The organism is Brevundimonas diminuta ATCC 11568, from assembly GCF_000204035.1.
Taxonomy (GTDB): Bacteria; Pseudomonadota; Alphaproteobacteria; order Caulobacterales; family Caulobacteraceae; genus Brevundimonas; species Brevundimonas diminuta.
In genome coordinates this window covers 1577841-1603418 of sequence record NZ_GL883086.1, presented here as the reverse complement: position 1 = coordinate 1603418, position 25578 = coordinate 1577841, and the positions used below count along the sequence as shown (strand labels likewise).

Annotated in this window: 27 protein-coding genes, 1 other RNA gene and 1 pseudogene; 9 read left to right on the top strand and 20 right to left on the bottom strand. The window is 68.3% G+C overall.

Annotation, left to right across the window (positions count from 1 at the left end; all coding sequences use genetic code 11):
- Positions 1-8 precede the first annotated feature (8 nt).
- The 3 genes from purT to tkt are packed head-to-tail and all read right to left on the bottom strand — an operon-like array spanning position 9 to position 4032.
- Positions 9-1202, bottom strand: coding sequence for a formate-dependent phosphoribosylglycinamide formyltransferase (purT, locus tag BDIM_RS11620; RefSeq protein ID WP_003165797.1), 1194 nt, complete (start codon positions 1200-1202; stop codon positions 9-11).
- Between the two features lie 23 nt (positions 1203-1225).
- Positions 1226-2077, bottom strand: coding sequence for an alpha/beta hydrolase (locus BDIM_RS11615; protein WP_003165796.1), 852 nt, complete (start codon positions 2075-2077; stop codon positions 1226-1228).
- 5 nt (positions 2078-2082) lie between these two features.
- A complete protein-coding gene (tkt, locus tag BDIM_RS11610; protein WP_003165795.1) occupies positions 2083-4032 on the bottom strand; it encodes a transketolase in 1950 nt (649 codons plus the stop codon).
- A 144-nt stretch (positions 4033-4176) separates the two neighbouring features.
- Here tkt and BDIM_RS11605 point away from each other — a divergent pair, with 144 nt between their 5' ends.
- From BDIM_RS11605 to BDIM_RS11590, 5 genes are all read left to right on the top strand, one after another.
- On the top strand, positions 4177-4467 hold the full coding sequence (locus tag BDIM_RS11605) for a hypothetical protein (protein ID WP_003165794.1): 291 nt from the start codon (positions 4177-4179) through the stop codon (positions 4465-4467).
- The gene (locus BDIM_RS11600) at positions 4467-4808 is read left to right on the top strand and encodes a cell division protein ZapA (protein WP_003165793.1); all 342 of its coding nucleotides are present in this window, start codon (positions 4467-4469) and stop codon (positions 4806-4808) included. The genes BDIM_RS11605 and BDIM_RS11600 overlap by 1 nt, the downstream gene beginning before the upstream one ends.
- Positions 4809-4903: 95 nt before the next feature.
- A non-coding RNA gene (gene ssrS, locus BDIM_RS17240) (6S RNA) lies at positions 4904-5064 on the top strand.
- A 273-nt stretch (positions 5065-5337) separates the two neighbouring features.
- Entirely contained in the window at positions 5338-5883 is a 546-nt protein-coding gene (locus BDIM_RS11595; RefSeq protein WP_003165792.1) for a 5-formyltetrahydrofolate cyclo-ligase, read from the top strand.
- On the top strand, positions 5880-6701 hold the full coding sequence (locus BDIM_RS11590; RefSeq protein WP_040345911.1) for a TIGR00282 family metallophosphoesterase: 822 nt from the start codon (positions 5880-5882) through the stop codon (positions 6699-6701). Before BDIM_RS11595 ends, BDIM_RS11590 begins: the two co-directional genes overlap by 4 nt.
- A gap of 53 nt (positions 6702-6754) precedes the next feature.
- Here the strand turns inward: BDIM_RS11590 and BDIM_RS11585 are convergent, their stop codons facing one another.
- From BDIM_RS11585 to BDIM_RS11570, 4 genes are all read right to left on the bottom strand, one after another.
- On the bottom strand, positions 6755-7771 hold the full coding sequence (locus tag BDIM_RS11585) for a glycosyltransferase family 4 protein (RefSeq protein ID WP_003165790.1): 1017 nt from the start codon (positions 7769-7771) through the stop codon (positions 6755-6757).
- A 141-nt stretch (positions 7772-7912) separates the two neighbouring features.
- Positions 7913-8281 (bottom strand): hypothetical protein, encoded by a 369-nt coding sequence (locus tag BDIM_RS11580; RefSeq protein WP_003165789.1) that lies wholly within the window; start codon positions 8279-8281, stop codon positions 7913-7915.
- A complete protein-coding gene (gene purL / locus BDIM_RS11575) occupies positions 8281-10491 on the bottom strand; it encodes a phosphoribosylformylglycinamidine synthase subunit PurL (protein WP_003165788.1) in 2211 nt (736 codons plus the stop codon). Before purL ends, BDIM_RS11580 begins: the two co-directional genes overlap by 1 nt.
- A 41-nt stretch (positions 10492-10532) precedes the next feature.
- Positions 10533-11327: a hypothetical protein gene (locus tag BDIM_RS11570; RefSeq protein WP_003165787.1), complete on the bottom strand. Its 795-nt coding sequence runs from the start codon at positions 11325-11327 to the stop codon at positions 10533-10535.
- A 121-nt stretch (positions 11328-11448) separates the two neighbouring features.
- Between BDIM_RS11570 and BDIM_RS11565 the strand changes: the two genes are divergently transcribed.
- Together BDIM_RS11565 and BDIM_RS11560 are read left to right on the top strand one after the other, a co-directional pair.
- Positions 11449-11703, top strand: coding sequence for a hypothetical protein (locus BDIM_RS11565; RefSeq protein WP_244911821.1), 255 nt, complete (start codon positions 11449-11451; stop codon positions 11701-11703).
- A gap of 39 nt (positions 11704-11742) precedes the next feature.
- Entirely contained in the window at positions 11743-12837 is a 1095-nt protein-coding gene (locus BDIM_RS11560) for an aspartyl/asparaginyl beta-hydroxylase domain-containing protein (protein ID WP_003165785.1), read from the top strand.
- Here BDIM_RS11560 and purQ read toward each other — a convergent pair.
- The 3 genes from purQ to BDIM_RS11545 form a co-directional block, all read right to left on the bottom strand.
- Positions 12834-13496, bottom strand: coding sequence for a phosphoribosylformylglycinamidine synthase subunit PurQ (gene purQ / locus BDIM_RS11555; RefSeq protein ID WP_003165784.1), 663 nt, complete (start codon positions 13494-13496; stop codon positions 12834-12836). The genes BDIM_RS11560 and purQ overlap by 4 nt on opposite strands.
- A gap of 33 nt (positions 13497-13529) precedes the next feature.
- A complete protein-coding gene (locus BDIM_RS11550; RefSeq protein ID WP_112999729.1) occupies positions 13530-14771 on the bottom strand; it encodes an MFS transporter in 1242 nt (413 codons plus the stop codon).
- Between the two features lie 107 nt (positions 14772-14878).
- On the bottom strand, positions 14879-15361 hold the full coding sequence (locus tag BDIM_RS11545; RefSeq protein ID WP_003165782.1) for a YbhB/YbcL family Raf kinase inhibitor-like protein: 483 nt from the start codon (positions 15359-15361) through the stop codon (positions 14879-14881).
- Between the two features lie 124 nt (positions 15362-15485).
- Between BDIM_RS11545 and BDIM_RS11540 the strand changes: the two genes are divergently transcribed.
- Positions 15486-16655, top strand: a complete 1170-nt coding sequence (locus tag BDIM_RS11540; protein WP_003165781.1) for an SAM-dependent methyltransferase — start codon at positions 15486-15488, stop codon at positions 16653-16655.
- A 64-nt stretch (positions 16656-16719) separates the two neighbouring features.
- Here BDIM_RS11540 and purS read toward each other — a convergent pair whose 3' ends face one another.
- Positions 16720-16959 carry a phosphoribosylformylglycinamidine synthase subunit PurS gene (gene purS / locus BDIM_RS11535; RefSeq protein WP_003165780.1) on the bottom strand — a complete coding sequence of 80 codons (240 nt, stop codon included), beginning with the start codon at positions 16957-16959 and terminating at the stop codon, positions 16720-16722.
- On the bottom strand, positions 16959-17717 hold the full coding sequence (gene purC, locus BDIM_RS11530; RefSeq protein WP_003165779.1) for a phosphoribosylaminoimidazolesuccinocarboxamide synthase: 759 nt from the start codon (positions 17715-17717) through the stop codon (positions 16959-16961). The genes purS and purC overlap by 1 nt, the downstream gene beginning before the upstream one ends.
- Positions 17718-17977: 260 nt before the next feature.
- On the opposite strand from purC, the gene BDIM_RS11525 reads away from it, so the two are divergent.
- Complete coding sequence (locus tag BDIM_RS11525) at positions 17978-18301, top strand: DUF1476 domain-containing protein (protein WP_003165778.1); 324 nt, start codon at positions 17978-17980, stop codon at positions 18299-18301.
- A gap of 150 nt (positions 18302-18451) precedes the next feature.
- Here BDIM_RS11525 and BDIM_RS11520 read toward each other — a convergent pair whose 3' ends face one another.
- From BDIM_RS11520 to BDIM_RS11485, 8 genes and pseudogenes are all read right to left on the bottom strand, one after another.
- On the bottom strand, positions 18452-19072 hold the full coding sequence (locus BDIM_RS11520) for a fasciclin domain-containing protein (protein WP_003165777.1): 621 nt from the start codon (positions 19070-19072) through the stop codon (positions 18452-18454).
- A 132-nt stretch (positions 19073-19204) separates the two neighbouring features.
- A complete protein-coding gene (locus BDIM_RS11515; protein WP_003165776.1) occupies positions 19205-19705 on the bottom strand; it encodes a DNA-deoxyinosine glycosylase in 501 nt (166 codons plus the stop codon).
- Positions 19702-20436 carry a 2OG-Fe(II) oxygenase family protein gene (locus BDIM_RS11510; protein WP_003165775.1) on the bottom strand — a complete coding sequence of 245 codons (735 nt, stop codon included), beginning with the start codon at positions 20434-20436 and terminating at the stop codon, positions 19702-19704. Before BDIM_RS11510 ends, BDIM_RS11515 begins: the two co-directional genes overlap by 4 nt.
- 171 nt (positions 20437-20607) lie before the next feature.
- Positions 20608-21909 carry an adenylosuccinate lyase gene (gene purB, locus BDIM_RS11505; RefSeq protein WP_003165774.1) on the bottom strand — a complete coding sequence of 434 codons (1302 nt, stop codon included), beginning with the start codon at positions 21907-21909 and terminating at the stop codon, positions 20608-20610.
- Positions 21910-22248: 339 nt separating this feature from the next.
- The gene (gene lpxK, locus BDIM_RS11500) at positions 22249-23253 is read right to left on the bottom strand and encodes a tetraacyldisaccharide 4'-kinase (RefSeq protein ID WP_040345904.1); all 1005 of its coding nucleotides are present in this window, start codon (positions 23251-23253) and stop codon (positions 22249-22251) included.
- Complete coding sequence (locus BDIM_RS11495; RefSeq protein ID WP_003165772.1) at positions 23250-24551, bottom strand: 3-deoxy-D-manno-octulosonic acid transferase; 1302 nt, start codon at positions 24549-24551, stop codon at positions 23250-23252. Before BDIM_RS11495 ends, lpxK begins: the two co-directional genes overlap by 4 nt.
- Before the next feature lie 2 nt (positions 24552-24553).
- Positions 24554-25240, bottom strand: a complete 687-nt coding sequence (locus BDIM_RS11490) for a lysophospholipid acyltransferase family protein (protein ID WP_003165771.1) — start codon at positions 25238-25240, stop codon at positions 24554-24556.
- Positions 25237-25578 (bottom strand): annotated as a pseudogene (locus BDIM_RS11485) (ABC transporter ATP-binding protein); the annotation flags it as partial. The gene BDIM_RS11490 and the pseudogene BDIM_RS11485, both read right to left, overlap by 4 nt.

Sequence of the window (25578 nt, the reverse complement as noted above, 5' to 3'; positions counted from 1 at the left end):
AAGAAGGATTACGGAGCGACCACTCGCACCTTGCCCGCCGCCTCGGTCGCGCGGGCACGGGCCTGATCCGTGTCCGCCCCCCGCGCCAACGCCACGCCCATGCGGCGGCGCTCATAGGCCTCGGGCTTGCCGAACAGGCGCAGGTCGGCGGTCGGGACCGACAGGGCCTCGGCCACGCCTTCGAACACCACGCCCTGCGCCTCCATGCCGCCGTAGATGACGGCGCTGGCGCCGGGTTCGCGCAGGGTGACGTCGACGGGCAGGCCCAGAATGGCGCGGGCATGCAGGGCGAACTCGCTCATGACCTGCGTCGCCAGCGTCACCAGCCCGGTGTCGTGCGGACGCGGCGACACTTCCGAGAACCAGACCTCGTCGCCCTTCACGAACAGTTCGACGCCGAAGACGCCGAGACCGCCCAGCGCCTCCGTCACCTTGGCCGCAATGGCCTGCGCCGTCTTCAGGGCGGCGGGGCTCATGATCTGCGGCTGCCAGCTTTCGACATAGTCGCCCTTCTGCTGGCGATGACCGATGGGGGCGCAGAAGTCCGTACGGACCGCGCCGTCGCGCAACGACCGCACCGTCAGCAGGGTGATCTCATAGTCGAAGTCGATGCGCCCCTCGACGATGACGACGCCGCCCGCGACCCGCCCCGACGCTTCGGCATAGGCCCAGGCGTCGGCCACGCCCTCAGGCCCCTCGACATAGGACTGGCCCTTGCCCGAGGACGACATGACCGGCTTGACGAAGCAGGGGAAGCCCACCGCCTGCGCCCCCGCCGCCAGTTCCTCGGCCGAGGCGGCGAAGGCGTAGGGACTGGTCGGCAGGCTCAGCTCTTCGGCGGCCAGACGGCGGATGCCTTCGCGGTTCATGGTCAGCTGGGTGGCGCGGGCGGTGGGGATGACGCGGGCCAGCCCCGCCGCCTCGATAGCCGCCAGGGCGTCGGTGGCGATGGCCTCGATCTCCGGCACGATGATGTGCGGGGCCTCGGCCATGATGATCCCGTTCAGCACCTGGGGATCGGTCATGGGGATGACGTGGCTGCGGTGCGCCACCTGCATGGCGGGGGCGTTGGCGTAGCGGTCGACCGCGATCACCTCGGCGCCGAGGCGTTGCAGCTCGATGGCCACCTCCTTGCCCAGCTCGCCCGAGCCCAGCAGCATGACGCGCGTGGCGTGGTCGGTAAGCGGCGTGCCGATCTTCATGGCGTCAGGCTCCGAAAAGTCGTTCAGGTTCCCGGCTCGGCCGGAACCGCATAGAGGCGGCGGAAGGCGTCCAGCGCGGCGCCGTGATAGATGGTGGCGTGGCTCTCGTTCGGGCGCGGGGTGAAGTCCCAGGTAACGCCGGGCAGGGCGTGATCGCGCAGATTGGCGGTCAGCACGTCCATTGGCGCCTGCATCATCTCGCCCTCGTCGCCCAGCGTCAGGATCAGGGTGCGCGGGTCGTTGGAGTGGTCGCGCAGATGGGCGCCGGACTGCCGCGCCAACTGGCCGCCGTCCCACCACAGGCTGGGGCTGACCGCGACATAGGCGTCGAACATCTGCGGTTCTTTCAGGAAGGTCTCGACCACGAAGAGGCCCGCCAGGGACTCGCCCATCAGGGCCGTCTCGCCGCTGGTGCGATAGCGGACTTCGATGAAGGGCATGACCTCTTCGCCGACGAAACGGCGGAAGCGGTCGGATTGCCCTTGCGTCGGATAGCGGGAGATCAGTTCGGCGTCGTCGGTCGGCAGGGCAAGCTCGTTGCGGCGGTCCATCGAGGCGACGCCCACGACGATGACGTCGCGCGTCGTGCCGACGATGGTCCCCAACTGGGCGATGCCCGAGATGTGGTGAAAGTCCTGATCCTGTCCGCCGTCGAGGACGTAGAGGACGGGATAGGTCTGGCTGCCCTTGGCATAGCCGGGCGGCAGCCAGACGTTGATCTCGCGCGTCTGGTTCATGACGGCGGAGGGCAGGGCGTAGGACTGGCCGATGACAACGGGCGTCTCGACCGCCATGGGGGCGGTTGTCTCGGCGAAGGCAGGCGCGCCGCCCGCCATCGATAAGCCGAAGCTCAGGACGAGGGCGAGGCGGCGCATGGAGCTTACAGCCGGGCCTTGGCGGCTTCGACCACGGCTTCGGCGGTGATGCCGAACTCGCGGTAGAGGACTTCGGCCGGGGCCGAGGCGCCGAAGGACGACATGCCGACGAAGCCGCCGTCCTCGCCGATGAAGCGCTCCCAGCCCTGCTTGATGGCGGCCTCGACGGCGACGCGCACCGTGCCGCGGCCGATGACGGCGTCCTGATAGGCCTTGGGCTGCTGCTCGAACAGGGCGAAGCAGGGGACCGACACCACGCGGGTGGGCACGCCTTCGGCCTCCAGCATCTCGGCGGCCTTCAGGGCCAGGGCGACTTCGGTGCCGGTGCCGAACAGGGTGACCTTGGCCTCGCCGTTGGCGGCCTTCAGCTCATAGGCGCCCTTGCGGGACAGGTTCTCGCCCGCGTCGGTCACGCGCACGGCCGGGGTCTTCTGGCGCGAGAGGCACATGGCGGTCGGCGTGGTCTTGTGCTGCAGGGCGACCTGCCAGCACTCCAGCGCCTCGACGGTATCGGCGGGGCGCATGGTCAGCAGGTTCGGAATGGCGCGCAGGGCCGCCAGATGCTCGACCGGCTGGTGCGTCGGGCCGTCTTCGCCCAGGCCGATGCTGTCGTGCGTCAGGACGTGGATCGCGCGCACGCCCATCAGGGCGCCCAGACGGATCGCCGGGCGGCTGTAGTCCGCGAACGCCATGAAGGTGCCGCCGTAGGGGATGACCCCGCCGTGCAACGCTAGGCCGTTCATCGCCGCGGCCATGCCGAACTCGCGGATGCCGTAGTTCAGGTAGCGGCCGGCGTAATCCGGCGCGTCCATGATCTGGGTGTTCTTGACGAAGGTGTTGTTCGAGCCGGTCAGGTCGGCCGAGCCGCCGACCATTTCGGGGATGGCGTTGAAAACGGTCTCCAGCGCCTCGCCCGAGGACTGGCGCGTGGCCAGGGCGGGCTTGTCGACGACCAGTTGCTTCAGCTTGGCGTCCAGCGCCTCGAAGGCGCCGGTGGGCAGGTCGCCGGCCATGGCGCGGGTGAAGTCGTCGCGCTGGGCGTGGTTCAGCAGACGGCCTTCCCAGGCCTTGCGGGCCTTGCCGCCCTGCTTGCCGACCTTGGCCCAGGCCTTCTGCACGCCTTCGGGCAGCTCGAACGGCGCGAAGGGCCAGTTCAGCGCCTGACGGGTCGCCGCGATCTCGGTGGCGCCCAGGGCCGCGCCGTGGGTCTTGTGGCTGCCTTCCATGGTGGCGGCGCCCTTGCCGATCTTGGTCTTGCAGGCGATCAGCGTCGGCTTGTCCTGCTTGGTCGCCCAGGCCAGGGCCTTCTGGATCTGCCTATAGTCGTGGCCGTCGATGGCCTTGACCGCCCAGCCCGAGGCCTTGAAGCGCGTCAGCTGGTCGGTGGCGTCCGACAGCGAGACCTTGCCGTCGATGGTGATCTCGTTGTCGTCCCACAGGACGCACAGCTTGTTCAGCTTCAGGCGGCCGGCCAGGGCGATGGCTTCCTGCGACACGCCTTCCATCAGGCAGCCGTCGCCGGCGACGACCCAGGTGCGGTGATCGACCAGATCCTTGCCGAAGCGCGCCGCCAGATGGCGCTCCGCCAGGGCGAAGCCGACCGAGGTGGCCAGGCCCTGACCCAGCGGGCCGGTGGTCGTCTCGATCCCGGCCATGTGGCCGTACTCGGGGTGGCCGGCGGTCTTGAAGCCCCACTGGCGGAAGTTTTCCAGTTGTTCCCGGGTGGCGTCCTTGTAGCCCGTCAGGTGCAGCAGGCTGTAGATCAGCATCGAGCCGTGACCGGCTGACAGGATGAAGCGGTCGCGGTCGGCCCAGTCGGGGCGGCTGGCGTCGAACTTCAGGAATTTCGAATAGAGGACGGTGGCGACGTCGGCCATGCCCATCGGCATGCCAGGGTGGCCGCTCTTGGCCTTTTCGACCGCATCCATGGACAGCACCCGGATGGCGTCGGCCATCTGTTTGGGCGAAGGCTTGGCGAATGCAGCTTGGGCGTCGGTCACGGCGAGACCTTTCCTCAGGAACAGGATAAAGCGGGGGCGGCGCCGCTTTACCCCGGCGCGCCGGCAGGTTCTACACGGAATCTGGAAGAAAGGACCATCATGGACGCCGTTACGGCTGCAAAGGCGCGGATTGATCGAGCGCTGGCTGATCTGGAGCGCAAGGTGCTTGAGCTGAAAGCCAGGCCCGCCTCGGCGCCGCCCATCGCGGACGACGACCTGTTCGCGCCGCGCGCCTCGAACGCGGCCGACCTGGCCCGCATCGCCGAGCTGGAGACGGCCGGTCAGGAAACCGCCCAGGCGCTGGCCCGCGCGGCCGACGCCGTGCGCGAGGTGCTGGCGCAGCAGCAGGCGGCTTCACAGCAAGCCGCTGGGCAAGAGGAGGCGAACTGATGGCGACGGTGACGGTAGAGGTTCACGGCCGCCCCTATGCGGTGGGCTGCGCCGACGGTCAGGAGGCGCGGGTGCGCGACCTGGCGGCCCAGTTCAACGAACGGGTGCAGGGCGTGGCCGATCAGGTCGGCCAGGTCGGCGATGTGCGCCTGTTCCTGATGGCCGCCCTGATGCTGGCTGACGAGCTTGGAGAAGCGAAACGCCAGGCGGCGGTCCAGAACTCGGGTCGCGCCAAGGCGGCGACGGCGGCCGTCGCGACGCCCGCTCCGGCCAGCGACGGCGTGGCCGAGGCCCTGAACGCCGTGGCCGCCCGCATCGAGAAGATCGTTCAGACGATGTAGGGCGTCGGCCTTCTCCCTCCCTTCTATGGGGAGGGAGAAACGCGCGCTTCGCCATTGTTGAAACTCGTCCGAACGCCTATCTTGCGCGACGGCGGGTCATGCTGCGGCTCACGTCGAAGACAACATATCCTTCTGACCTTAATTCACTCATAGGGATCTGTCCCTGTCCGGGCTCGAGGGCCTGGGCATACGGAGCCCACCTGGCTACCCAGGTCGAGAGGATTTAAACGTTCTTCACGGCTCACGCGGCGCCGCCAACCCTTCTTTTTTAGTGCGCTATCGCTCGCGACGCGGTCCCTTGCTGCTTGAGCGCGTTTTGGTGCGCTACGCTGGAGACGCGGTTGCTGGCCCCTTGCGCAGTTGGTGAGCATTTCTCCAATCGTTCCTTCTCCCGCTGTCATCCTCGGGCTTGACCCGAGGATCGAGTTGGGCGACGCGCTCGACCTGTCGGCGTTCAGTGCGCCGTTAGGCTGGATCCTCGGGTCAAGCCCGAGGATGACGGTGGAATTTGGCGAAGGGCCGAGCGGCGATGACCCCCAAGCACGAACTCCGGGCCGCCATGCGCGCCTTGCGAAAGCGTCTGACCGAGGCCGATCCCGAAGCCGCCGAGCGCGCCGCGAGCCATGCCGACGCCTTGCCGTCTTCTGAAATCGTCGCCCTCTATCGCGCCATGGGGTCGGAGCTGGACACCGACGCCCTGGCCAATGTTCTGCACCAGGCGGGCCGTCGCCTGTGCCTGCCGGTGGTGCTGGAGCGCGACGCGGCCATGATCTTCCGCGCCTGGGCGCCGGGCGAGCCGTTGGAGCTGGACGCCGCCGGATGTCCCGCGCCTCTGCCGCTGAGCGAGGTGGTGCGGCCGGACATGATCCTGACGCCCCTGTTGGCCTTCGATGCTCACGGCGGACGGTTGGGCCAGGGGGGCGGCTATTACGACCGGACCTTCGCGATGCTGCCCGACGCGCGCCGGGTCGGCTTCGCCTATGCCGGGCAGGCGGTCGATCGCCTCGATCTGGAGCCGCACGACATCCGCTTGCATGGCGTTTTGACCGAGACCGGCTATAGAGCGATCCCATGAGATTGGCGTTTTTCGGTGACGTGGTCGGCAAGTCCGGGCGCGATGGACTTTCGGACCATCTTCCGGGGCTGAGGCGCGACCTCAGGCTTGATTTCGTGGTGGTCAACGCCGAGAACGCGGCGGGCGGTTTCGGCATCACCGAGAACACCGCCAACGACATCTTCAACGCTGGGGCCGACGTCCTGACGCTGGGCAACCACAGCTGGGACCAGCGCGAGGCCCTGACCTATATCGTGCGCGAGCCGCGCCTGATCCGTCCGGCCAACTATCCGCGCCTGATGGATGCGCCGGGGCGCGGCGCGGACGTCTTCGTCACGTCGGACGGCCGCCGGGTGCTGGTCATCAACGTGCTGGGCCGCGTCCACATGGACCCGATGGATGACCCCTTCAGCGCCGTGGAGCGCGAGTTGGAGGCCGCGCCTCTGGGCGTCGTCGCCGACGCCGTCATCGTCGACATGCACGCCGAGGCCACCAGCGAGAAGATGGGCATGGGCCACTTCTGCGACGGCCGCGCCAGTCTGGTGGTCGGCACCCACACCCATGTCCCGACCGCCGACGCGCAGATCCTGCCCCACGGTACGGCCTATCAGACCGACGCGGGCGGCTGCTGCGACTACGACTCCGTCATCGGCAACGACAAGGAAGAGCCGCTGCGCCGTTTCACCACCCGTCTGTCGGGCGGACGCTATGTCCCCGCCAGCGGCCCGGCGACCATTTGCGGCGTTTTCGTCGAGACCGACGACCGCACGGGCCTGGCCAAGCGCGTCGAGCCGATCCGCGTCGGCGGCCGTCTCAGCCAGGCGGTCCCGCAGATCTGACGCAGGCCTGCGGCTCTCGGCGATCCGAGGCCGCAACGGGCTCAGCCGCCGCGTTATCGTCCAAGACTTTTGGCGTGGACCAGACGTTCGCGTAGGTCATGCAACTGCGCCGCGCGGTGCCCTGGGGTGTGCGTGTGCGCCACATAGGCTTGAGCCGCACGGGCCAACTCCAAGCGTCGCGCGGGGTCGCGGATCAGGTCGTCCATCGCGGCGCCCAGTCCATCGGCGGTCAGATCATCGACATAGACGGCGTGCGGGCCGCTGGCTTCGCGCAGGCCGCCGCGCCCGGACGAGATCAGGGCCGCGCCCGCGGCATGGGCCTCCAGCGCGGTCAGGCCCAAGGGTTCAGCCCAGATCGAAGGCGTCAGGGCGATGGCCGCACGCTGCATGACCGCGCGAACCTCGCTCAGCGGCGCCGACTTCAACACCGTCACCCGGTCGCCGAACCGTTCCAGAGGGGCGACATGAGGTTCGGCCCAGGCGGCGTGCTTGTCCCAGTCGTTCAGCATCAGCACGGCGCGCCAGTCGGGATGACGCTCCAGCACGGCGGGCAGGGCGGCGCAGATCAGGTCCACGCCCTTTTCCGCCATGGCGCGGCCGGCGAAGGCGATCAGCGGTTCGCGACCGTCGACCGGCGCGCGCCACAGATCGACGTTGATGGGGTTGGGAACGGCGAAAGCCTTGGGTTCCTGCTTCGGATAATCCTGAAGGAATTCTCGACGTCCCGCGTCGCTGACGAAGATCAGGCCGTCGATCTGGCGGAACCGTCGTTCATAGCGCCAACGGTCAAACAGGCCTCGCGGCGACTTCAGCGCATTGTGCCGATAGAGCACGCGCGTGGCGCGAGGAAAGCGTCGGGAGATTTGAAGCGCCTGACGCAGCTGTTGGTGGAATTCGATGACGTCCGGATCGAAGTCGTCCAGGGCCTTCTCAAGCGCCGAAAGCCGCTTCTTATTTCTGGGCAGGCGATAGGCCGGAAGATTTCCGTGATCCTCGGCGCCTTCACAGCAGAAGATGCGCAATTCCGCATTCTGGTCGCCATGAGCCAGAGTGCGGACGACGGTCTCCATCGAGTTGGGTTGGGATAGGGAGAAGCAGCAACCTAAAGGCAGGACGACAGCGACTTTCAGCGGACGGCTCCCGTATAGGATGTATCAAGGCCACTGCTCGGCCTCCTACACCACGAATATGAACCTAGGCTGACATTTTTTTCATGGTCTCGCGGCGGCGCGGGCCTCCAGCGCGCGCAGACGGCCTTCCTCGGCCTTCAAGTCGCCGGTCAGCTGCCCTTTCAGCGCCGGATCTGTCGTGGCGGCCAGCAGGGCGCGCGTTTCCTCCACCGCCTGACGGCGGGCGGCGATCAGTCGCGACAGTTCGTCCGGCTCATGCAGGGCCGGGCCGGAGGCGGTTGGACGACGGATCGCCTGCGCCTCTTCTTCCTCGGTGGTCTTCAGCGCGGCGGCCTGTCGGGCGGCGGCCGCGTCGCGCAGGGCGTGCTGGACGGGATCGCCGCCCTCGAACTCGCAGGCCGACACCAGGGCGGCGCCCGCGACGACGAGGATGAGGGCGGCGCTGCGCATCAGCCTTCGATCCAGTTCGGCATCCAGCCTTCGTGGAACTCGCGCACATGGGCGACGGGGATGCGGAACAGTTCGCCCTTCGGGCCCGAGGAGGCGAAGTCCGTTCCCTTGACCAGACCCACGACCGAGGCGTGCAGCCCCGCGTCCTTGGCCTTGGCGATCAGGGCGTCGGCGTCCGACACGGCGACCAGATAACGGGCCTGGTCCTCGCCGAACAGGAAGGCGTGGGCGTGGGCGGCGCTGGAGGCGTTCAGTTCGATCCCGACGTCCGAGGCCAGGGCGATGTCCGCCGCCGCCCCGACCAGGCCGCCGTCCGACAGGTCGTGGACCAGGGTCAGTTCGCCCGCCTCGATCAGGCCGCGCACGAAGTCGCCGGTCTTGCGTTCCAGCTTCAGGTCGACCGGCGGCGGGGCGCCGTCCTCGCGGCCCAGCACCTCGCGCAGATAGATGGAAGCGCCCAGTTCGCCGTGCGTCTGGCCGATCAGCACCAGCTGGTCGCCCTCGGCCGCGCCGCCGAATCCGGTGGTCACGTCGTAGTTGGTCAGCAGGCCCACGGCGCCGACGGTCGGCGTCGGCGGAATGGCGACGCCGTTGGTCTCGTTATAGAGGCTGACGTTGCCGCTCACGACGGGGAAGTCCAGCTCGCGGCAGGCCTCGGCCATGCCGTCGGTGGCGCGCACGATCTGGCCCATGATCTCGGGGCGCTGCGGGTTGCCGAAGTTCAGGTTGTCGGTGATGGCGATCGGACGCGAGCCGACGGCGGTCAGGTTGCGCCACGCCTCGGCCACGGCCTGCTTGCCGCCTTCATAGGGGTCGGCCTGGACATAGCGCGGGGTGCAGTCCGAGGTGACGGCCAGACCCTTTTCCGTGCCGTGGACGCGGATCACGCCCGCGTCGGCGCCGGTTGAGGAATCCTGCAGAGTGTCGGCCATGACGTGGCGGTCGTACTGCTCCCAGATCCAGCGCTTGGACGCCATGTCGGGGCAGGCGACGACCTTCAGCACGGCGTCGTTCCAGCTTTCGGGAGCCGGGACTTCCGCCGGGTCGAGGCGCGGTTGAAGTTCCGGCTGAACCCACGGACGGTCATACAGGGGCGCGTCGTCGAACAGCGGGGCCAGCGGCACGTCGCAGACCACATCGCCGTGGTGCTTCAGCACCAGATGGCCGGTGTTGGTCGTCTTGCCGATGATGGCGAAGTCCAGCCCCCACTTCTGGAAGATGCGATAGCCGACGTCCTCAAAGCCGGGCTTCAGCACGGCCAGCATCCGCTCCTGGCTTTCCGACAGCATCATCTCATAGGCGGTCATGCCGGTTTCGCGCTGGGGCACCTTGTCGAGGTCCAGCTCGACGCCGACGCCGCCCTTGCCGGCCATTTCGACCGAGGAGGACGTCAGGCCCGCCGCGCCCATGTCCTGAATGGCGGCCACGGCGCCCGAGGCCATCAGCTCCAGCGTGGCTTCGATCAGCAGCTTTTCGGCGAAGGGGTCGCCGACCTGCACCGTGGGGCGCTTGGCGTCCGACTCGTCGTCGAACTCGGCCGAGGACATGGTGGCGCCGTGGATGCCGTCGCGGCCGGTCTTGGAGCCGAAATAGACCACGTCGTGGCCCGCTTCCGGCGCGGCCGAATAATAGATTTCGTCGGCGCGGGCCAGGCCGACGCACATGGCGTTGACCAGGATGTTGCCGTTGTAGCCCTTGTGGAAGTTCGTCTCGCCCGCAACGGTCGGCACGCCGACGCAGTTGCCGTAGCCGCCGATGCCGCTGACCACGCCCTTGACCAGACGCTTGGACTTCTCGTGCGACGGGTCGCCAAAACGCAGGGCGTTCAGCAGGGCCACCGGGCGCGCGCCCATGGTGAAGACGTCGCGCATGATGCCGCCCACGCCCGTCGCCGCGCCCTGATAGGGCTCGATGTAGGAGGGGTGGTTGTGGCTCTCCATCTTGAAGATGCAGGCGTCGCCGTCGTCGATGTCGATCACGCCCGCGTTCTCGCCGGGGCCGCAGATGACGCGCTCGCCCGTCACCGGGAACTTCATCAGCTGCTTCTTGGACGACTTGTAGGAGCAGTGCTCGGACCACATGACCGAGAAGACGCCCAGCTCGACCTGGTTGGGCTCGCGGCCCAGCCGGTCCAGCAGGACTTGATATTCATTGGGGGCGAGGCCGTACTCTTCGGCCAGCTGGGCGATGGTCTTTTGGGGCGCGCTCATGGGCGGGCCTTCTAGCCGTCTCTGGGGCGTCTGTCAGCCCGTCACCGGCGTTCGACGCCGCGTCTCAAACCGAAGACGATGATGACCCCCGCCACCACCAGGGCAAAGGCCGCCGCCAGGGCCGTGAAAGCCAGCACCGGCTTGACCTCCTGCTCGGCCACGAAGGCCCCCACCAGACCCCAGGCGATGGGCAGGGGATAGGCCAGGGTCCGCAGGGCCCAGGTCACGCCGATCCCGACCAGGGTGGTCGCGACCACGGCCAGCACGGCCCAGCCGGTCGGCGACAGGGCGGCGGGCAGGGCCTCGAACGCCGTCGCTACGGTGATCAGGTTCAGCGGCGCGGCCACGGTCAGCCACCCCGCCAGCGCCGCCAGCGGCCAGATCAGGAACCAGCGGTCCCGCTCCATCGCCCCGGTCGCGCGGATCGTGCGCGCGCTGGCCAGCATCGGCAGCAGCAGGGCGAGGAGCGAGGCCAGGATGACGACGACGCTGGCCGCTTTGAGGTTCAGCGCCGCCATGACGATCCAGAAGCCGATGCCGAAGAAGGCGACGACCGACGGCCAGCCCATGCGGTTGATCAGCACGCTTTCGCCCGTCTGGGGCAGGGCCTGACGTCCGGCGTAGATGATGAGGCCCAGATAGAGCAGGCTCCAGATTGAAAAGGCGTAGCCGGCCACCCGCAACGTCTGGTTTCCGTCGGCGGCGAACTCCGCCTGGCTCAGGCCGAAACCGCCCAGGGCCTGAACGACGGGAACGATGACGGCGAAGACGGCGGCGGCCAGCACGGCCAGGCGGCGCGTCTGCTGGGCGGGGGTGGGGCGTTCGATGGCGGTCATGCGTCTCTCCGGCTCAGCTTCGCCGTATCTACGCGCTGGGTCGAAGAAGGTTCATCGACGGCGCATGGAACCGCGACCGGGCTTCCAGCCTTGCTTTCAGGCCATTGAGAAGGAGGCCGTCATGACCGACCCGAACAAACCGGACACAGGCAAACCGGACCCCATCGAACAGACGTTCGAGGAGGAGGTCGAGACCAATCGCGCCCTGGAGCAGGGCCTGGGCGTCGGCGCTCGCGAACTGGCCGCCATCCACGAATCCGGCGCCGAAGGCACCCTGGAGCGCGCGACGGATGAGGACGGCGAACTGGTCGATGAGGACGTCGAGGTCGGCGATTCCGGCCGCAGCGCCAGCGTTCTGGACCGCAAGGACGGCTGAACGCTTGACCGTCGCCGCAGGGGGCGGTTCCATCCGGTCATGACCGATGTCCGCTCTACGGATCCGCAGCTTCAGGCCGACGCGCTCATCCGTGAGGCTCGACAGGCGCGCGAACGGTCAGATGCAGCAGCCCTGACGGCGGCGGCCGAGGCCCTGTTGGCGATCAACCCGCGCGAGCCGCGCGCCCTGGTGTTCAAGGGCGACGCCCTCAGCGCCCTGGGGGATCATCGCTCGGCCATGAGCTTCTACGGCGCCGCCCTGGCTCAGGGGCGGGCGATCGCCACGCCGCCGTCCGACCTGCGCGCCGAGCTTCAGCACGCCGCCGCGGCTCAGGCCGAGGGCGCGCGCCGTTTCGAGCAGGGGCTGCGCGAGGGCCTGAGCCAACGCGGCTTTGACCCCGCGACGTCCAGCGCCCGCTTCGCGGCTTCTCTGGACCTGATGACGGGGCGTCGGCGGCTCTACTATCAGCAGCCGAAATTCTACATGTTTCCGGGCCTGCCGCAGATCGAGTTTCAGCCGCGCGAGACCGTCGCCTGGCTGGCGGAGGTCGAGGCGGCGGCGCCCGCCATCCGCGCCGAACTGGACGCCATCCTGGCCGAACCGGCCCTGTTCTCGCCCTATATCGAGGATCGGGTCAATCGCCCCCGGCACGATCAGGCGGGGCTGCTGGGCAATGACGCCTGGAGCGCGGTCTTCCTGTGGAAGGACGGGGCCGAGGTTCCCGAAATCGCTGAACGCTGTCCGCAGACGATGCAGGCGCTGGCGGCGGCGCCCCTGTGTCGCATCCCCGGCCGTTCGCCCTCGGTTCTGTTCTCCAGGCTTCAGGCGGGGGCGAAGATTCCGCCGCACCACGGGCTGATTAATACGCGCTTGATCTGCCACCTGCCGCTGGTCGTGCCGCCGGACTGCTGGTTCCGCGTCGGCGGCGAAGAGCGTCAGTGGAAGGCGGGCCAGGCCTGGGCCTTCGACGACACGATCGAGCACGAGGCCGCGAACGACAGCGATCAGGACCGCACCATCCTGATCTTCGATGTCTGGAAGCCTGAGATCACCGCTGAGGAGCAGGCGTTGATCCGCGCCCTGTTCGCAACGATCGACGCCAGCGGCGCGGCTGCGCCCAAGCTGGGCGTTTAGGCCGCCGCGTAGATGCTCTGGAACAGGATCGCGCCGTCGGCGCTGCCCAGTTCGGCTTCGAACGCGCGGTCCGGGTGAGGCATCATGCCGAGGACGTTGCCGCGCTCATTTTGCAGGCCGGCGATGTCGCCGACCGAGCCGTTGGGGTTGTCGACGTAGCGGAAGACCACCTGGCCCTCGCCTTCGATGCGCTTCAGGGTCTCTTCGTCGGCGAAATAGTTACCGTCGGCGTTGCCCTGGGTCATGATGATTTCGCGCTGGCCCTGATAGCCCGAGGTGAAGCGCGTCTGGCCGTTGGCGACGGTGATGCTGATCGGCTTGCAGATGTATTTCAGGCTGCTGTTGCGCATCAGGGCGCCCGGCAGCATTCCGGCTTCGCACAGCACCTGGAAGCCGTTGCAGATGCCGACCACGGTGACGCCGTCGTCGGCGGCCTTCTTGACCGCCTGCATGATCGGGGCCTGGGCCGCCATCGCGCCGCAGCGCAGATAGTCGCCGTAGGAGAAGCCGCCCGGCAGCACGATCAGGTCGAGGCCCTTGGGCAGTTCGGTCTCGGCGTGCCAGACCATCTGGACCTGCTCGCCAGTGGAACGTTCGACGGCGACCTTGCAGTCGCGATCGCAGTTGGAACCGGGGAATACAATGACAGCTGCGCTCATGGCCGGGCCTCCTAGCACCCTTCGGGACGAATGTCAGGCGTCGCTTTGTTGCGCCTTGCGCCCCGTCGCCCAGGCGACGATCCAGATCGCGAAACCGCCCAGCGACAGGGCGACGCCGACCCAGCCGGTCGAGGTCCAGCCCCAGCCCGCCGCCACGGCCATGCCCGCCAGCAGGGGGCCTATGGCGTTGGCCGTGTTGAAGGCCGAGTGATTGAGGGCCGCCGCCAGGGTCTGGGCGTCGCCGGCCACGTCCATCAGCCGCGTCTGCAGCACCGAGCCCAGCCCGCCGCCGCCGCCGATCAGCACCACCACGATCATCACGGCCCACAGGTGTGGCGCGGCGAAGGGGTAGAGGGCCAGGGCCGCCGCGCTCCACAACAGCAGGCCGCCCGCCGCGATCATGCCGAAGCGGTCGGCGGCCCAGGCGCCCAGCAGATTGCCCGCCACCATCCCCAAGCCGAACAGAGCGAAGACCCAGGGCAGGACTTCCGGCCCCACGCCGGTCACCGCCTTCAGCGTCGAGGCCAGGTAGGCGTAGACGGCGAACATCCCGCCGAAGCCGATCGCGCCGACGCCCAGCGTCAGCCACACCTGGCCGCGCTTCAGGGCGCCCAGTTCGCGCCAGGGACTGGCGTCGGGATGGGCGGGATCACGCGGCGCGAAGACGGCGACCAGCGCCATGGTCAGCACCGCCAGCACGCTGACGATGGCGAAGGTCCAGCGCCAGCCGAAGCTGTGGCTGACGGCGTTGGCGACCGGCACCCCGATCACCGTGGCGACCGTCAGGCCCAGCAGAACGGTCGAGACGGCCCGCGTCCTGAGCCGCAGCGGCACCAGCGACGCCGCGACCAGCGCCGCCACGCCGAAATAGGCCCCGTGCGGAATGCCGCTGAGGAAACGGAAGACCAGCATCCACTCATAGGTCGGCGCCAGGGCGCTGAGGGCGTTGCCGACGGCGAACAGGGCCATGAAGCCGATCAGCAGCAGCCAGCGGGGCAGGCGCGCGCCCAGCACGGCCAGGATCGGCGCCCCGACGACCACGCCTGCGGCATAGGCGCTGATGACATGCCCCGCCGTCGGCTCGCTGACGCCCAGACCCGCCGCGAAGTCGGGCAGGACGCTCATGGCGGCGAACTCGGTCACGCCGATGGCGAAGCCGCCCATGGCCAGCGCCAGCAGCACCAGCGCCGCCTTGCCCGGTTCGGCCACGCGCTCGTCGCTGCCGGACGCGGCGCAACGCGGATCGTCGAGGCAGGGAGCGTCGGCAGGGGCCATGGATTGTCGCGATGCAGCAAGGGGAGGTTGCGCTGCAAAATAAGGACGCCGCACACGGCATCAACCGGGGCGGCGTCGAAGCGGTCATCACGCTTTGTGTCGGCTGGTCAGCCCCGGTTCTCGTAGGTCGCCGTGATCGACGCCTTGGCCAGGGTGTGGAAGTGCAGATTGAAGCCGAAGATCGCGCCCGAGTTGTCCTCCGTCACATCCAGTCGATCCACGTCCACGGCGAAGACGGTGAAGATGTAGCGGTGCGGGCCGTGGCCGGGCGGCGGGGCGGCGCCGCCGAAACCGGCCTCGCCATAGTCCGTGCGTCCCTGGACGGCGCCCTTGGGCAGGTTCGTCCCGCCGACGGCGCCCGCGCCGGCGGCCAGGGCGTTCACGTTCGCCGGGATGTTGGCGACCGTCCAGTGCCAGAAACCCGAGCCGGTCGGAGCGTCGGGATCATAGCAGGTGACGGCGAAGCTCTTGGTTCCTTCGGGCGCGCCCGACCACGACAGTTGCGGCGAGGCGTCGCCCAGCGCCTTGACCTGGGCGTCGGGCAGGACGTCTCCGTCGGAAAAGTCGGTCGAGGTGACGGTGAAGCTCATGGCGCGCTCTTCCTTGGACGGCGGATTCGGATGCCCAAACTAACGGAAGACTCGCCACGGGCGTTGCGTCGCGACATTCTGTCCCTAGCTAAGGTCAAGCTGTCTTGATGAGCGGAGGAACGGGATGCTGCAAGCCCTGTTGGACCGAACCTTTCAGACGCGGTCGATCCGGGTGCGGCTTCCGGACGGTCGAGAACTGACGGCGGGGCCGGGCGAACCGGAACTGACGGCTGTGCTGTCGGACATGAAGACGGCCGTCGCCATCGCCGCCAATCCTGATCTGGCCCTGGGCGAAGCCTTCATGGACGGCACGTTCCGGATCGAAGGCGGCAGCGTCTATGACTTCCTGCAACTGACGACTTCGCAGCTGGCGCTTCGGCCGCGCTCGCCCAAGCTGACCTGGGTGCAGCGGATCAGGCGCGGCGCCGAGCAGGCCAACGACCGGCTTCATGCGCGCAGCAACGTCCATCACCATTACGATCTGACGGTCGACTTCTACCGCCTGTTCCTGGACGACGACCTGCAATATTCCTGCGCCTTCTTCGAGACGTCGGACGCCAGCCTGGAAGAGGCCCAGGTCGCCAAGAAGCGCCGCCTGATCGACAAGCTTCTGCTGGAGCCGGGTCACAGCGCCCTGGACATCGGCGCCGGCTGGGGCGGGCTGGGCCTGTCGATGGTCGAGCGCGGGGCGCGTGTGACCGGCGTCACCCTGTCGACCGAACAGCACCGCACGGCCAATGAGCGGGCGACGGCGCTGGGCGTCACGGACCGGGCCGACTTCCGGCTTCAGGACTATCGTGACCTGAACCAGACCTTCGACCGCATCATCTCGGTGGGGATGTTCGAGCACGTCGGCGTGCCGAACTATCAGGAGTATTTCGACACGGTCGCCCGTCTGCTGGATGACGACGGGGTGGCGGTGATCCATTCCATCGGCCGCAAGTCGCCGCCCAACCGCACCCAGCCGTGGGTGCGCAAATACATCTTCCCCGGCGGCTATATCCCGGCCCTGTCAGAGGTGTTGCCCGCCATCGAACGCGCGGGCCTGTGGGTCACTGACATGGAGGTGCTGCGCCTGCATTACGCCGAGACGCTGCGGCATTGGCGCGAGCGATTTCTGGCGAGGCGCGGGGAGGCGCTGGCCATGTATGACGAGCGCTTCTGCCGGATGTGGGAGTTCTATCTCGCCGCCAGCGAGGTCGCTTTCCGCGAGCTGGGCCACATGGTGTTCCAGCTGCAGCTGACGAAGAAGCAGACGGCCGCGCCGCTGAGCCGGGATTACCTGTGCGGCTAGGCCGGAGGGCATAGAAAAAGGCCGCTCTTTCGAGCGGCCCTGATCGTCTGACCCGTCATCGCCGTTAGGCGATTTCGATCCGGTAGCTTTCGATGACCGTGTTGGCCAGCAGGGTCTCGCACATGCGTTTCACCTCGGCTTCCTTGTCGACGACGGCGTCGTCGAGGTCGAACTCGATCAGCTTGCCGACGCGGGCGCCCGAGACGCCGTTCCAACCCAGGCCCTGCAGGGCGCCTTCGACGGCCTTGCCCTGGACGTCCAGCACGCCGGGCTTGAGGAAGACGTGAACTTTAACCTTGGCCATTAATGCAGCCCTCCCTGAATCACGGTCGGCATGTCCTTCATGATGCCGAGGCGGCGGGCCACCTCGGTGTAGCTTTCGATGACGTCGCCCATGTCGCGGCGGAAGCGGTCCTTGTCCAGCTTCTCGCCCGTGGTCGAATCCCACAGGCGGCACGAGTCGGGGCTGATTTCGTCGGCCAGGATGACGCGGGCGAAGTCGTTCTCCCACACGCGGCCGAACTCGATCTTGAAGTCCACCAGGGTGATGCCGACGGCGCCGAACATGCCGCACAGATAGTCGTTGACGCGGACCGTCATGGCCAGGATGTCGTCCAGCTCCTGGGTCGTGGCCCAGTTGAACGCCGTGATGTGCTCTTCCGTCACCATCGGGTCGTTCAGCTCATCCTTCTTGTAGTAGAATTCGATGATCGAACGGGGCAGGGGCGTGCCCTCTTCCTGGCCCAGGCGCTGGGCCAGCGAGCCGGCGACGACGTTGCGGCAGACGACTTCCAGCGGAATGATCTCGACTTCGCGGATCAGCTGTTCGCGCAGGTTCAGGCGCTTGATGAAGTGGTTGGTCACGCCGATCGAGTTCAGGCGCGACATGATGAATTCGCTGATGCGGTTGTTGATGACGCCCTTGCCTTCCAGGGTCGCCTTCTTCTGCGCGTTGAAGGCGGTCGCATCGTCCTTGAAATACTGGATCAGCGTGCCCGGCTCAGGCCCCTCGTACAGGATCTTGGCCTTGCCCTCGTAGAGCTTCTTGCGCTTGGTGTTCATCTTCGGGTCCCGGACGGGAAGGAAACGGACGGCCTCAAAACGAAAAACGCGCGGCCCGAAGGTCGGGGCGGCGCGGTCCTTGAATCGACGGCGGCTATATAGAACCACGCGCCCTTTAGCCGAAGGGCGTCTGTGACACAAATATCCTGAAGCGACCCTGCGTCAGCATACGCGACCGAAGTCTGGTTGCGTTCGGTCGCGCCGGGGGCCATAGAGCCGTTTGCGGACGAGACTGGTCCGTGACTGGAGTTACGACGCGCATGACGACCTTCGACGATCGGGAACAGGCCTATGAGGCCAAATACGCCCTCGATCAGGAACAGGAATTCAAGGCCATCGCGCGTCGCAACAAGATGCTGGGCCTGTGGGCTGCCGAGAAGATGGGCCTGTCGACCGAGAGCGCCGAGCAATACGCCGCCGCCGTGGTCCGCGCCGACTTCGAACAGCCGGGCGAGGAAGACGTCTTCCGCAAGGTGGCCGGCGACTTCAAGGCGTCGGGCATGACGGTGTCCGAGGGCGAGCTGCGCTCCAAGATGGACGAACTGGCCTCGATCGCGCGCGAACAGATCCGCGCCGGCGAGTGATCCGCGTCGCAAACTGATCCCAGAAGGGCCGCAACCGTCGCCGGTTGCGGCCCTTCTTCGATCTGCCTCCCGCCGGGGAAACGGGAGCGACCGGAGGCGCCGGGGCGCATGGAATAAACGCGCCCGCGGCCGGTCGGTTCGATCCGACGCCTATTTGGGCATCAACACCGTGTCGACGACGTGAACCACGCCGTTCGATTGAGCCACGTCGGCCTGGGTGATGGTCGAGGTTCCGCCCTTGGCGTCGGTGATCTGCCACTTGCCGCCGCCGGCGTCCTTGACCGTCAGCTTTTCGCCCTGAACCGTGGTCAGGGTGGCGGTTCCGCCGTTGGCCTGGGCCTGGGCGGCGATGTCGGCGGCGGTCAGACGGCCGGGAACGACGTGATAGGTCAGCAACTTGGTCAGATCGGCCTTCTGCGCGGGCTGCATCCAGCCCTCGCGCGTGGCGGCGGGGATCTTGTCGAAGGCCGCGTTGTCGGGCGCGAAGACGGTGAAGGGACCGGCGCCCTGCAGTCGTTCCGTCAGGCCGGCGGCCTGAAGCGCGCTGACCAGGGTGGTCAGGTTCGGGGCCTTGGAGGCGTTGGCGACCAGATTGTCGGACGGGTTCATCGTTACGCCGCCGACCATGGGTTCGGTGGTGGCGGGGGCCATGGCGGGCGGGGCGGTCTCGACCGGCGCCGGCTCCTTCTTCGTCTCGTTCTGGCCGCAGGCGGCCACAGCCAGCAGGGCGGCGGACGATACGGCGAGGGCGGTGATGCGGGTGAATGTCATGAGAGTCCTCCATCGACGCCGGCTTGCAAACGGGGGGAGGCCGCGTCGGGAAGGAATACGGCTGCCCGCGCAAAAGGATGCGTTCGCGATCAATTTTTCGGGCGCGGCGCGTGATGTGCGGCCAAGCTCGGCTCAGCCCAGATAGGGCCCGAGGGCAGTCCAGCGCGACAGCTTCTCGGCGAACGGCCGGGCGTGGGCCGCGCTGGACGACGGCAGGTCAAGGAGGGCGACGCCGGACGCTCCCGCCAGGGCGCGTCGACCCAGCCGCGCCGCCGTCCCGCCGTTGAAGGCCACGGCGCGCAGATCGGGCAGGCGCGCCGTCAGGGCGGTCAGGTCGGCGTTTTCCGGGTTGCGGATGGCGGCGTCCAGGCTGCCCTGTCGCTCGGCCGAGGCGATCACGTCCCACAGCCCGATCCGCGCCGCCCGCAAGCGCTCCAGCCGCGCCTCATAGGGCCGGGCGGCCAGGTCCGGTTGGGCGATCACGGCCCCGATCAGCCGCCAGAAGCCGTTCTGCGGATGGGCGTAATACTGCGCCGCCTTCAGCGAGGCGTCGCCCGGCAGGCTGCCGAGGATCAGGACGCGGCTCCGTTCGTCGACGACGGGGGGGAAGCCTATCCGGCGGGCGGTCGTCAATGGTCGCGCCGGAACCAGCCTACGATGGAGAGCCGCGCGCTCCGCGCATAGGGCGCGATGGGCGCGACGGAATGGAGTTGGGGGACGCGGAACAGCGTCAGGGTGTTCCAGCGCGGGATCAGCCCGCGCGTGATATCGCCGGTCTCGGGGTCATGGAACAGGGTCTGACCGCCCCAGTCGGAGCGCCACCGCGAGGTGAAGCCCAGGGTATAGGCGGCGACCCGCTGGACCTCGCCGCTGGCGCTGTCGTCGTGCAGGCCCAGAAAGTCGTTGGGGCGGTACAGGGTCGCCTGGGAATCCGCCCAGCGGATTGAATCGTCGCCGGTCAGTTGACGCCCAAAGGCGGCGAATTCCTCGCCCATCAGAAAGCCCGTTACCGGGTGGATCGGGTGGTTCGCGCGCGGTTCGCCGCTGTTGTAGGCCGACACCATGCCGAAGTTGAAATAGATGAAGCCGTACTGCTGGCCGCTGCGCTGGATGAGGGCGGCTACCTGACTCTTGATGTCCGCGCCGGCTCCCTGCAGGGCGTCCATAGCGATTTTGACCGGATGGCCGTCCTCGCCCAGGAAGGTCAAGGACCAGGGCAGCGACGTCTCCATGATCTCGGTGATCAGCTCAGCTGTCGGCTGCTCGAAGACGTTCGGAATTTGCACCAGACCGTCACGCGCATAAGTCTCCGCATACTTCTGAACGTCGAGTGCGGGGTTCAGGCGAAGGGTCGGCTGGGACATGGGCTAGCGCGCTCCGACGACGCAAGATTGCGCCGATATTGTTCATTAGGGCAGGGCGCGCGATGTGGCTATGAGCAATGAACTCGCTCCTGGCGCCGTCTCTACGGAAAGGCGGACGGCCTGGCCGGTCGATATCCTGCGATCTCGGAAATGAACCGGCCAGGCGAGTACTCAGCCTTCCCCGAACACCCGCTCGAAGATCACGTCGACGTTCTTGGTGTGGTAGCCGAGGTCGAACAGGGCCTCCAGCTCGTCGTGGGGCAGGGTGACGCGGGCGTCAGCCTTCAAGAAGTCGATGAAGGCGCCTTCGCCGCGCCAGACCTTCATGGCGTTCTCCTGAACCGCCGCATAGGCGTCCTCGCGCGAGACGCCCGCCTGGGTCAGGGCCAGCATGACCCGTTGCGAGAAGACCAGGCCGCCCAGGCGGTCGAGGTTCTTCTGCATGTTCTCAGGATAGACGTTCAGGCGCTCGATCACGCCTGCCAGACGGTGCAGGGCGAAGTCCAGGTGGATGGTGGCGTCCGGGCCGATGCCGCGCTCGACCGAGGAGTGGCTGATGTCGCGCTCGTGCCACAGGGCAACGTTCTCCATCGCCGGGGTCACGGCCGAGCGGACCAGACGGGCGAGGCCGGTCAGGTTCTCGGTCAGGATCGGGTTGCGCTTGTGCGGCATGGCCGACGAGCCCTTCTGGCCCTTGTCGAAGAACTCCTCGGCTTCGAGGACTTCGGTGCGCTGCAGGTGGCGGATTTCGACGGCCAGACGCTCGACCGAGGAGGCGACGACGCCGAGGGCGGCGAAATAGGCGGCGTGACGGTCGCGCGGGATGACCTGGGTCGAGACCGGCTCGACGCTGAGGCCCATCTGGTCGGCGACGTATTGCTCGACGGCCGGATCGACGTTGGCGAAGGTGCCGACGGCGCCCGAGATGGCGCAGGTGGCGATCTCTTCACGGGCGGCAGTCAGGCGGCGCTTGGCGCGCTGGAACTCGGCGTGATAGCCGGCCAGCTTGAGGCCGAAGGTCACGGGCTCGGCGTGGATGCCGTGCGAGCGGCCCACGGTCGGGGTGTATTTGTGCTCCTTGGCGCGGGTCTCCAGCGCGGCCAGAACCCGGTCGACGCCGCCCAGCAGCAGGTCGGTCGAGCGGGCCAGCTGCACCGCAAAACAGGTGTCCAGCACGTCCGAAGAGGTCATGCCCTGGTGCAGGAAGCGGGCTTCCTCGCCGACGATTTCAGCGACGTGGGTCAGGAAGGCGATGACGTCGTGCTTGGTGGTGCGCTCGATCTCGTCGATGCGGTCGGCGTCGAAGGTCGCGTCCTTGCCGTTGGCCCAGATGGCCTCGGCCGATTCCTTCGGGATCACGCCCAGCTCGGCCATCTTGGTGGCGGCGTGGGCCTCGATCTCGAACCAGATCTTGTACTTGGTCTCTTGCGACCAGATGGCGACGGCGTCGGGGCGGGAATAGCGCGTGATCATGGTTGGGTCGTGTCGGTCCAGAGGGGCGGGGAGTCAAGACGGCGGGCGGCGATGTCGGTGTTAAAGCCCTTCTCCCCTTGTGGGAGAAGGTGGGCGCCGGAGGCGCTCGGATGAGGGGTGTCGACGCGGCGTTGCGAAAAAGAGGCGCGGGCTGAGGGGGCTGAAAATTTCAGCTGTGACGCAAACACCCCTCATCCGTCAGGCTCCGCCTGCCACCTTCTCCCTCAAGGGGAGAAGGAAAAAAAGAGAGTCCAATTCGTCTGAATCGTCTGAAATCCCTGTGGCGGACAGGGCAGTCTGGCACAGGCGCCGGGGCAGGCTGGCCGATTGTCAGAAAATTCAGAGGGCGCGCATCAGGAAGGCGGTGAAGCCCGCCTCATCCTCGAACCGGGCGGCGACGGGCCAGGCGGCGATGACGGCGCGCTGGTCCGGGGTCAGGCGCACCCAGTCCTTTTCGGTGGTGACGAGGCCCGCCTCATAGACGGCGGCGCGGTCCTTCAGGAAGGCGAAGTCGCGGTCGGACAGGGCGGCGTGGTCGGGAAAGGGGACGAAATCCTTCAGGTCGCAGCCTGCGGCGATCAGGGACCGCTCGACCTTCCATGGCTTGGCGATGCCGGCGAAGCCGACCTGAGGGCCGGGCGGCGGCGGGGCGGCGGCCTCCAGCCGGGCGATGAAGACGGGCAGGTCGCCGAAGATCTCCAGCAGTTCGGGATCGGCGGCGTCCATGTCGGTCGGCAGCATGACGACCACGCCGTCGGCGCGGGCCAGGCCGGCCTTCAGCGGCTCGCGCATCGGGCCGGAGGGGAAGACCGAGCCGTCGCCGAAGGGCCATTCGTCGCCGCGCGTCTCGCCGTCGACCACGATCAGGCTGAGGGTCTTCTTCAGCGCTGGGTTCTGATGGCCGTCGTCCAGAACGAGGGCGGAGGCGCCGTCGGCCGCGGCTGCGCGGGCGCCCGCCACGCGGTCCCGCGCGATCCAGGCGGGGGCGTCTTGCGCCAGCATCAGGGGTTCGNCGCCGACGTCCGCGGCTGAGTGTTGGGTCAGGTCGACGCGGACAGGGCCTTCCAGCCTGCCGCCATAGCCGCGCGACAGGGCGGCGGCCTCGACCCCCTGAGCGCGCAGCAGGCGCAGCGTCTCGCGCGCGACGGGCGTCTTGCCCGAGCCGCCGACGGTTAGATTGCCGATGGAGATGACCGCCGCGCCCGGATCGACCGGCGTGGCGCGGGCGATCTTGCGCGCCGTGACGCCCGCCCACAGCCATGAGGCGGGTTTCAGTAGCATCCGCGTCACCGGGGCGTAGCGGCGGTCGCGGCTGTACCACCAGCGGGGGGTGTTCAGTTTCATAGGCGCCTGCGTGAAGGGGCGGCGGGCAGGTGGGTCTGGAGCGCCAGCCACAGGCGGTCCAGCCCGGCGGCGGCGGCCTCTGCCGAGCGCCGGGCGCGCTCGCCCATGTCGCGGGCGGCCTCGGGATCGGCCAGCATGGGGCCGACGACCGAGGGCAGTTCGGCGGGCGACAGGACGGAGACGAGGCCGCCCGCCTGTTTCAACATCCGGGTCACGGCCTGCCAGTTGCTGGCGTCCGGGCCGGTGACGATGGGCTTGGCGAGGCGCGCAGGCTCCAGCGGGTTGTGGCCGCCGACCGACCCGCCGCCCAGCGCCGGGGCGAAGGAGCCGCCCATGACCACCACATCGGCCAGCCGCAGGAACAGGCCCAGTTCGCCCAGGGTGTCGGCCAGGTAGATGTCGGTCTGGTCGCAGATCGGCTGGCCCTGGCTGCGGCGCGCGAAGCCGTAGCCGTCGTGGGCCAAGGCCTCGGCGATGGCGTCGCCGCGTTCCGGATGGCGTGGCACGACGATCAGGAACAGGCGGTCGGCCAGGTGATCCAGCGCGCCGACGATGGCCATTTCCTCATGCTCATGGGTGCTGGCGGCGACGACGACGGGGCGGTCGTCGATCAGGGCCGACAGGCGGGAAAACTCGCCCTTGTCATAGGGCAGGGGCTCGCCGGACAGCTTCAGGTTCACCTGACCGTCGACGCGCGCGCCCAGCGCGCTCAGCCGGTCGGCGCTGTCCTGATCCTGAGGCCAGACGTGCTGGAACCCGTTCATCAGGGCGCGCGCCATGCCGGGGGCCTTCTTCCAGCCCTGCGCCGTCCTGTCGGTGATGCGGGCGCTGACCAGGGCCAGCGACACGCCGCGCTTGCGGGCGGTGGTCAGCAGGTTGGGCCACAGCTCGCTCTCGACGAAGACGCCGACGTTGGGCCGCCAGTGGTCGAGGAATGCGGCGACCGCCGATGGGGCGTCCACCGGGGCGAACTGATGGATGACGCCGCGCGGCAGGCGGGTCGCCAGCACCTGAGCCGAGGTCAGGGTGCCGGTGGTGACCAGCACCGTCACGTCGGGGCGATCCTTGCGGATGCGCTCGGCCAGCGGAAGGATGGACAGGGCCTCGCCGACGCTGACGCCGTGGATCCAGACCAGGGGCCCGTCGGGGCGCGCCATGCCGGGCAGGCCCAGACGTTCGTCGACGCGGGCGGGGTCTTCCTTGCCCTTCTTGACGCGGGCGTCCAGCAGGCGCGGGGCCAGCGGCTCCAGCAGGCGGGTCAACAGCTGATAGGCGATCAGGGCGGGGCTGAAGGACACGCTCAGACGCGCTCCAGCCCAGTGAGGGCGTCGGCGCGGGCCTCGACGGCGGTCAGGCGGGCGGTCCAGTCGGCTGTGACCTCGGCCAGGTCGGCGCCTTGCGGATACCAGGCCTTGTCCCAGACGACGGCGCCCTTGCCGAACGGCAGGGGCAGGATCGCCTTGTCCCAGCTGTTCAATCGGATCGCCGGCCTGCACGACAGGCCGATGAACAGAACCGGCGCGCCGGACATCTTCGCCATCAGCGGCAGGCCCTCGGCCATCTGGCGGGCCGGGCCGCGCGGACCGTCCGGCGTGATGGCCAGACCGCCGACCTTCAACTGTTTCAGCCCGTCGCGCAGGGCCTGGGCGCCGCCCTTGGACTGTTTGGCCTTGTCCTTGTTGGAGGAAGAGCCGCGCACGGCGGGAATGCCCAGGCGGCCCACGGCCTTGGTGAAGAACTCGCCGTCAGGGCTGAGGGAGACCAGGCCCTTGACCGGCTGCGCCCGCTTCATGGGCCAGGAGGCGGGGCCCAGGGCGAGGCGCGAGTGCCAGAAGGCGCACAGCACGCCGCCGCCGTCGGCCCAGACCTCTTCGGCGACCTGTTCGTTCTCGTGCGTCCAGCGGATGGTGGCGTAGCAGAAGCGCATCCACTCGGACAAAAGCCAGGCGGCGGCGTTCTGGATGATCGGATTGCGAAGCGGCCTCATGCGCCGGTCTCGTCGGGCAGTTCAGCCAGCGGGGGCAAGGCGATCGGATCGCTGTCCAGCGACTGCTGCCGGGCCAGACGGGCGTAGAGGCCGCCGCGCGCGACCAGGGCGTCGTGGGTTCCTTCCTCGACCACGCGGCCGCCCTCGATGACGTAGATGCGGTCGGCGTTCTTCACCGTCGACAGGCGGTGGGCGATCATCAGGGTGGCGCGGCCGTCCATCAGCCGCTCCAGCGCGGCCTGAACCAGGGCCTCGCTCGCGGTGTCGAGGGCGCTGGTGGCTTCGTCCAGCAGCAGGATGGGCGCGTCCTTCAGGAAGGCGCGGGCGATGGCGATGCG

Excerpts from the sequence above, each read along its gene's own strand:
- purT (WP_003165797.1), bottom strand. The coding sequence starts at position 1,202 with ATGAAGATCGGCACGCCGCTTACCGACCACGCCACGCGCGTCATGCTG.
- BDIM_RS11615 (WP_003165796.1), bottom strand. The coding sequence starts at position 2,077 with ATGCGCCGCCTCGCCCTCGTCCTGAGCTTCGGCTTATCGATGGCGGGC.
- tkt (WP_003165795.1), bottom strand. The coding sequence starts at position 4,032 with ATGGCCGACGCCATCCGGGTGCTGTCCATGGATGCGGTCGAAAAGGCC.
- BDIM_RS11605 (WP_003165794.1), top strand. The coding sequence starts at position 4,177 with ATGGACGCCGTTACGGCTGCAAAGGCGCGGATTGATCGAGCGCTGGCT.
- BDIM_RS11600 (WP_003165793.1), top strand. The coding sequence starts at position 4,467 with ATGGCGACGGTGACGGTAGAGGTTCACGGCCGCCCCTATGCGGTGGGC.
- BDIM_RS11595 (WP_003165792.1), top strand. The coding sequence starts at position 5,338 with ATGACCCCCAAGCACGAACTCCGGGCCGCCATGCGCGCCTTGCGAAAG.
- BDIM_RS11590 (WP_040345911.1), top strand. The coding sequence starts at position 5,880 with ATGAGATTGGCGTTTTTCGGTGACGTGGTCGGCAAGTCCGGGCGCGAT.
- BDIM_RS11585 (WP_003165790.1), bottom strand. The coding sequence starts at position 7,771 with ATGGAGACCGTCGTCCGCACTCTGGCTCATGGCGACCAGAATGCGGAA.
- BDIM_RS11580 (WP_003165789.1), bottom strand. The coding sequence starts at position 8,281 with ATGCGCAGCGCCGCCCTCATCCTCGTCGTCGCGGGCGCCGCCCTGGTG.
- purL (WP_003165788.1), bottom strand. The coding sequence starts at position 10,491 with ATGAGCGCGCCCCAAAAGACCATCGCCCAGCTGGCCGAAGAGTACGGC.
- BDIM_RS11570 (WP_003165787.1), bottom strand. The coding sequence starts at position 11,327 with ATGACCGCCATCGAACGCCCCACCCCCGCCCAGCAGACGCGCCGCCTG.
- BDIM_RS11565 (WP_244911821.1), top strand. The coding sequence starts at position 11,449 with ATGACCGACCCGAACAAACCGGACACAGGCAAACCGGACCCCATCGAA.
- BDIM_RS11560 (WP_003165785.1), top strand. The coding sequence starts at position 11,743 with ATGACCGATGTCCGCTCTACGGATCCGCAGCTTCAGGCCGACGCGCTC.
- purQ (WP_003165784.1), bottom strand. The coding sequence starts at position 13,496 with ATGAGCGCAGCTGTCATTGTATTCCCCGGTTCCAACTGCGATCGCGAC.
- BDIM_RS11550 (WP_112999729.1), bottom strand. The coding sequence starts at position 14,771 with ATGGCCCCTGCCGACGCTCCCTGCCTCGACGATCCGCGTTGCGCCGCG.
- BDIM_RS11545 (WP_003165782.1), bottom strand. The coding sequence starts at position 15,361 with ATGAGCTTCACCGTCACCTCGACCGACTTTTCCGACGGAGACGTCCTG.
- BDIM_RS11540 (WP_003165781.1), top strand. The coding sequence starts at position 15,486 with ATGCTGCAAGCCCTGTTGGACCGAACCTTTCAGACGCGGTCGATCCGG.
- purS (WP_003165780.1), bottom strand. The coding sequence starts at position 16,959 with ATGGCCAAGGTTAAAGTTCACGTCTTCCTCAAGCCCGGCGTGCTGGAC.
- purC (WP_003165779.1), bottom strand. The coding sequence starts at position 17,717 with ATGAACACCAAGCGCAAGAAGCTCTACGAGGGCAAGGCCAAGATCCTG.
- BDIM_RS11525 (WP_003165778.1), top strand. The coding sequence starts at position 17,978 with ATGACGACCTTCGACGATCGGGAACAGGCCTATGAGGCCAAATACGCC.
- BDIM_RS11520 (WP_003165777.1), bottom strand. The coding sequence starts at position 19,072 with ATGACATTCACCCGCATCACCGCCCTCGCCGTATCGTCCGCCGCCCTG.
- BDIM_RS11510 (WP_003165775.1), bottom strand. The coding sequence starts at position 20,436 with ATGTCCCAGCCGACCCTTCGCCTGAACCCCGCACTCGACGTTCAGAAG.
- purB (WP_003165774.1), bottom strand. The coding sequence starts at position 21,909 with ATGATCACGCGCTATTCCCGCCCCGACGCCGTCGCCATCTGGTCGCAA.
- BDIM_RS11490 (WP_003165771.1), bottom strand. The coding sequence starts at position 25,240 with ATGAGGCCGCTTCGCAATCCGATCATCCAGAACGCCGCCGCCTGGCTT.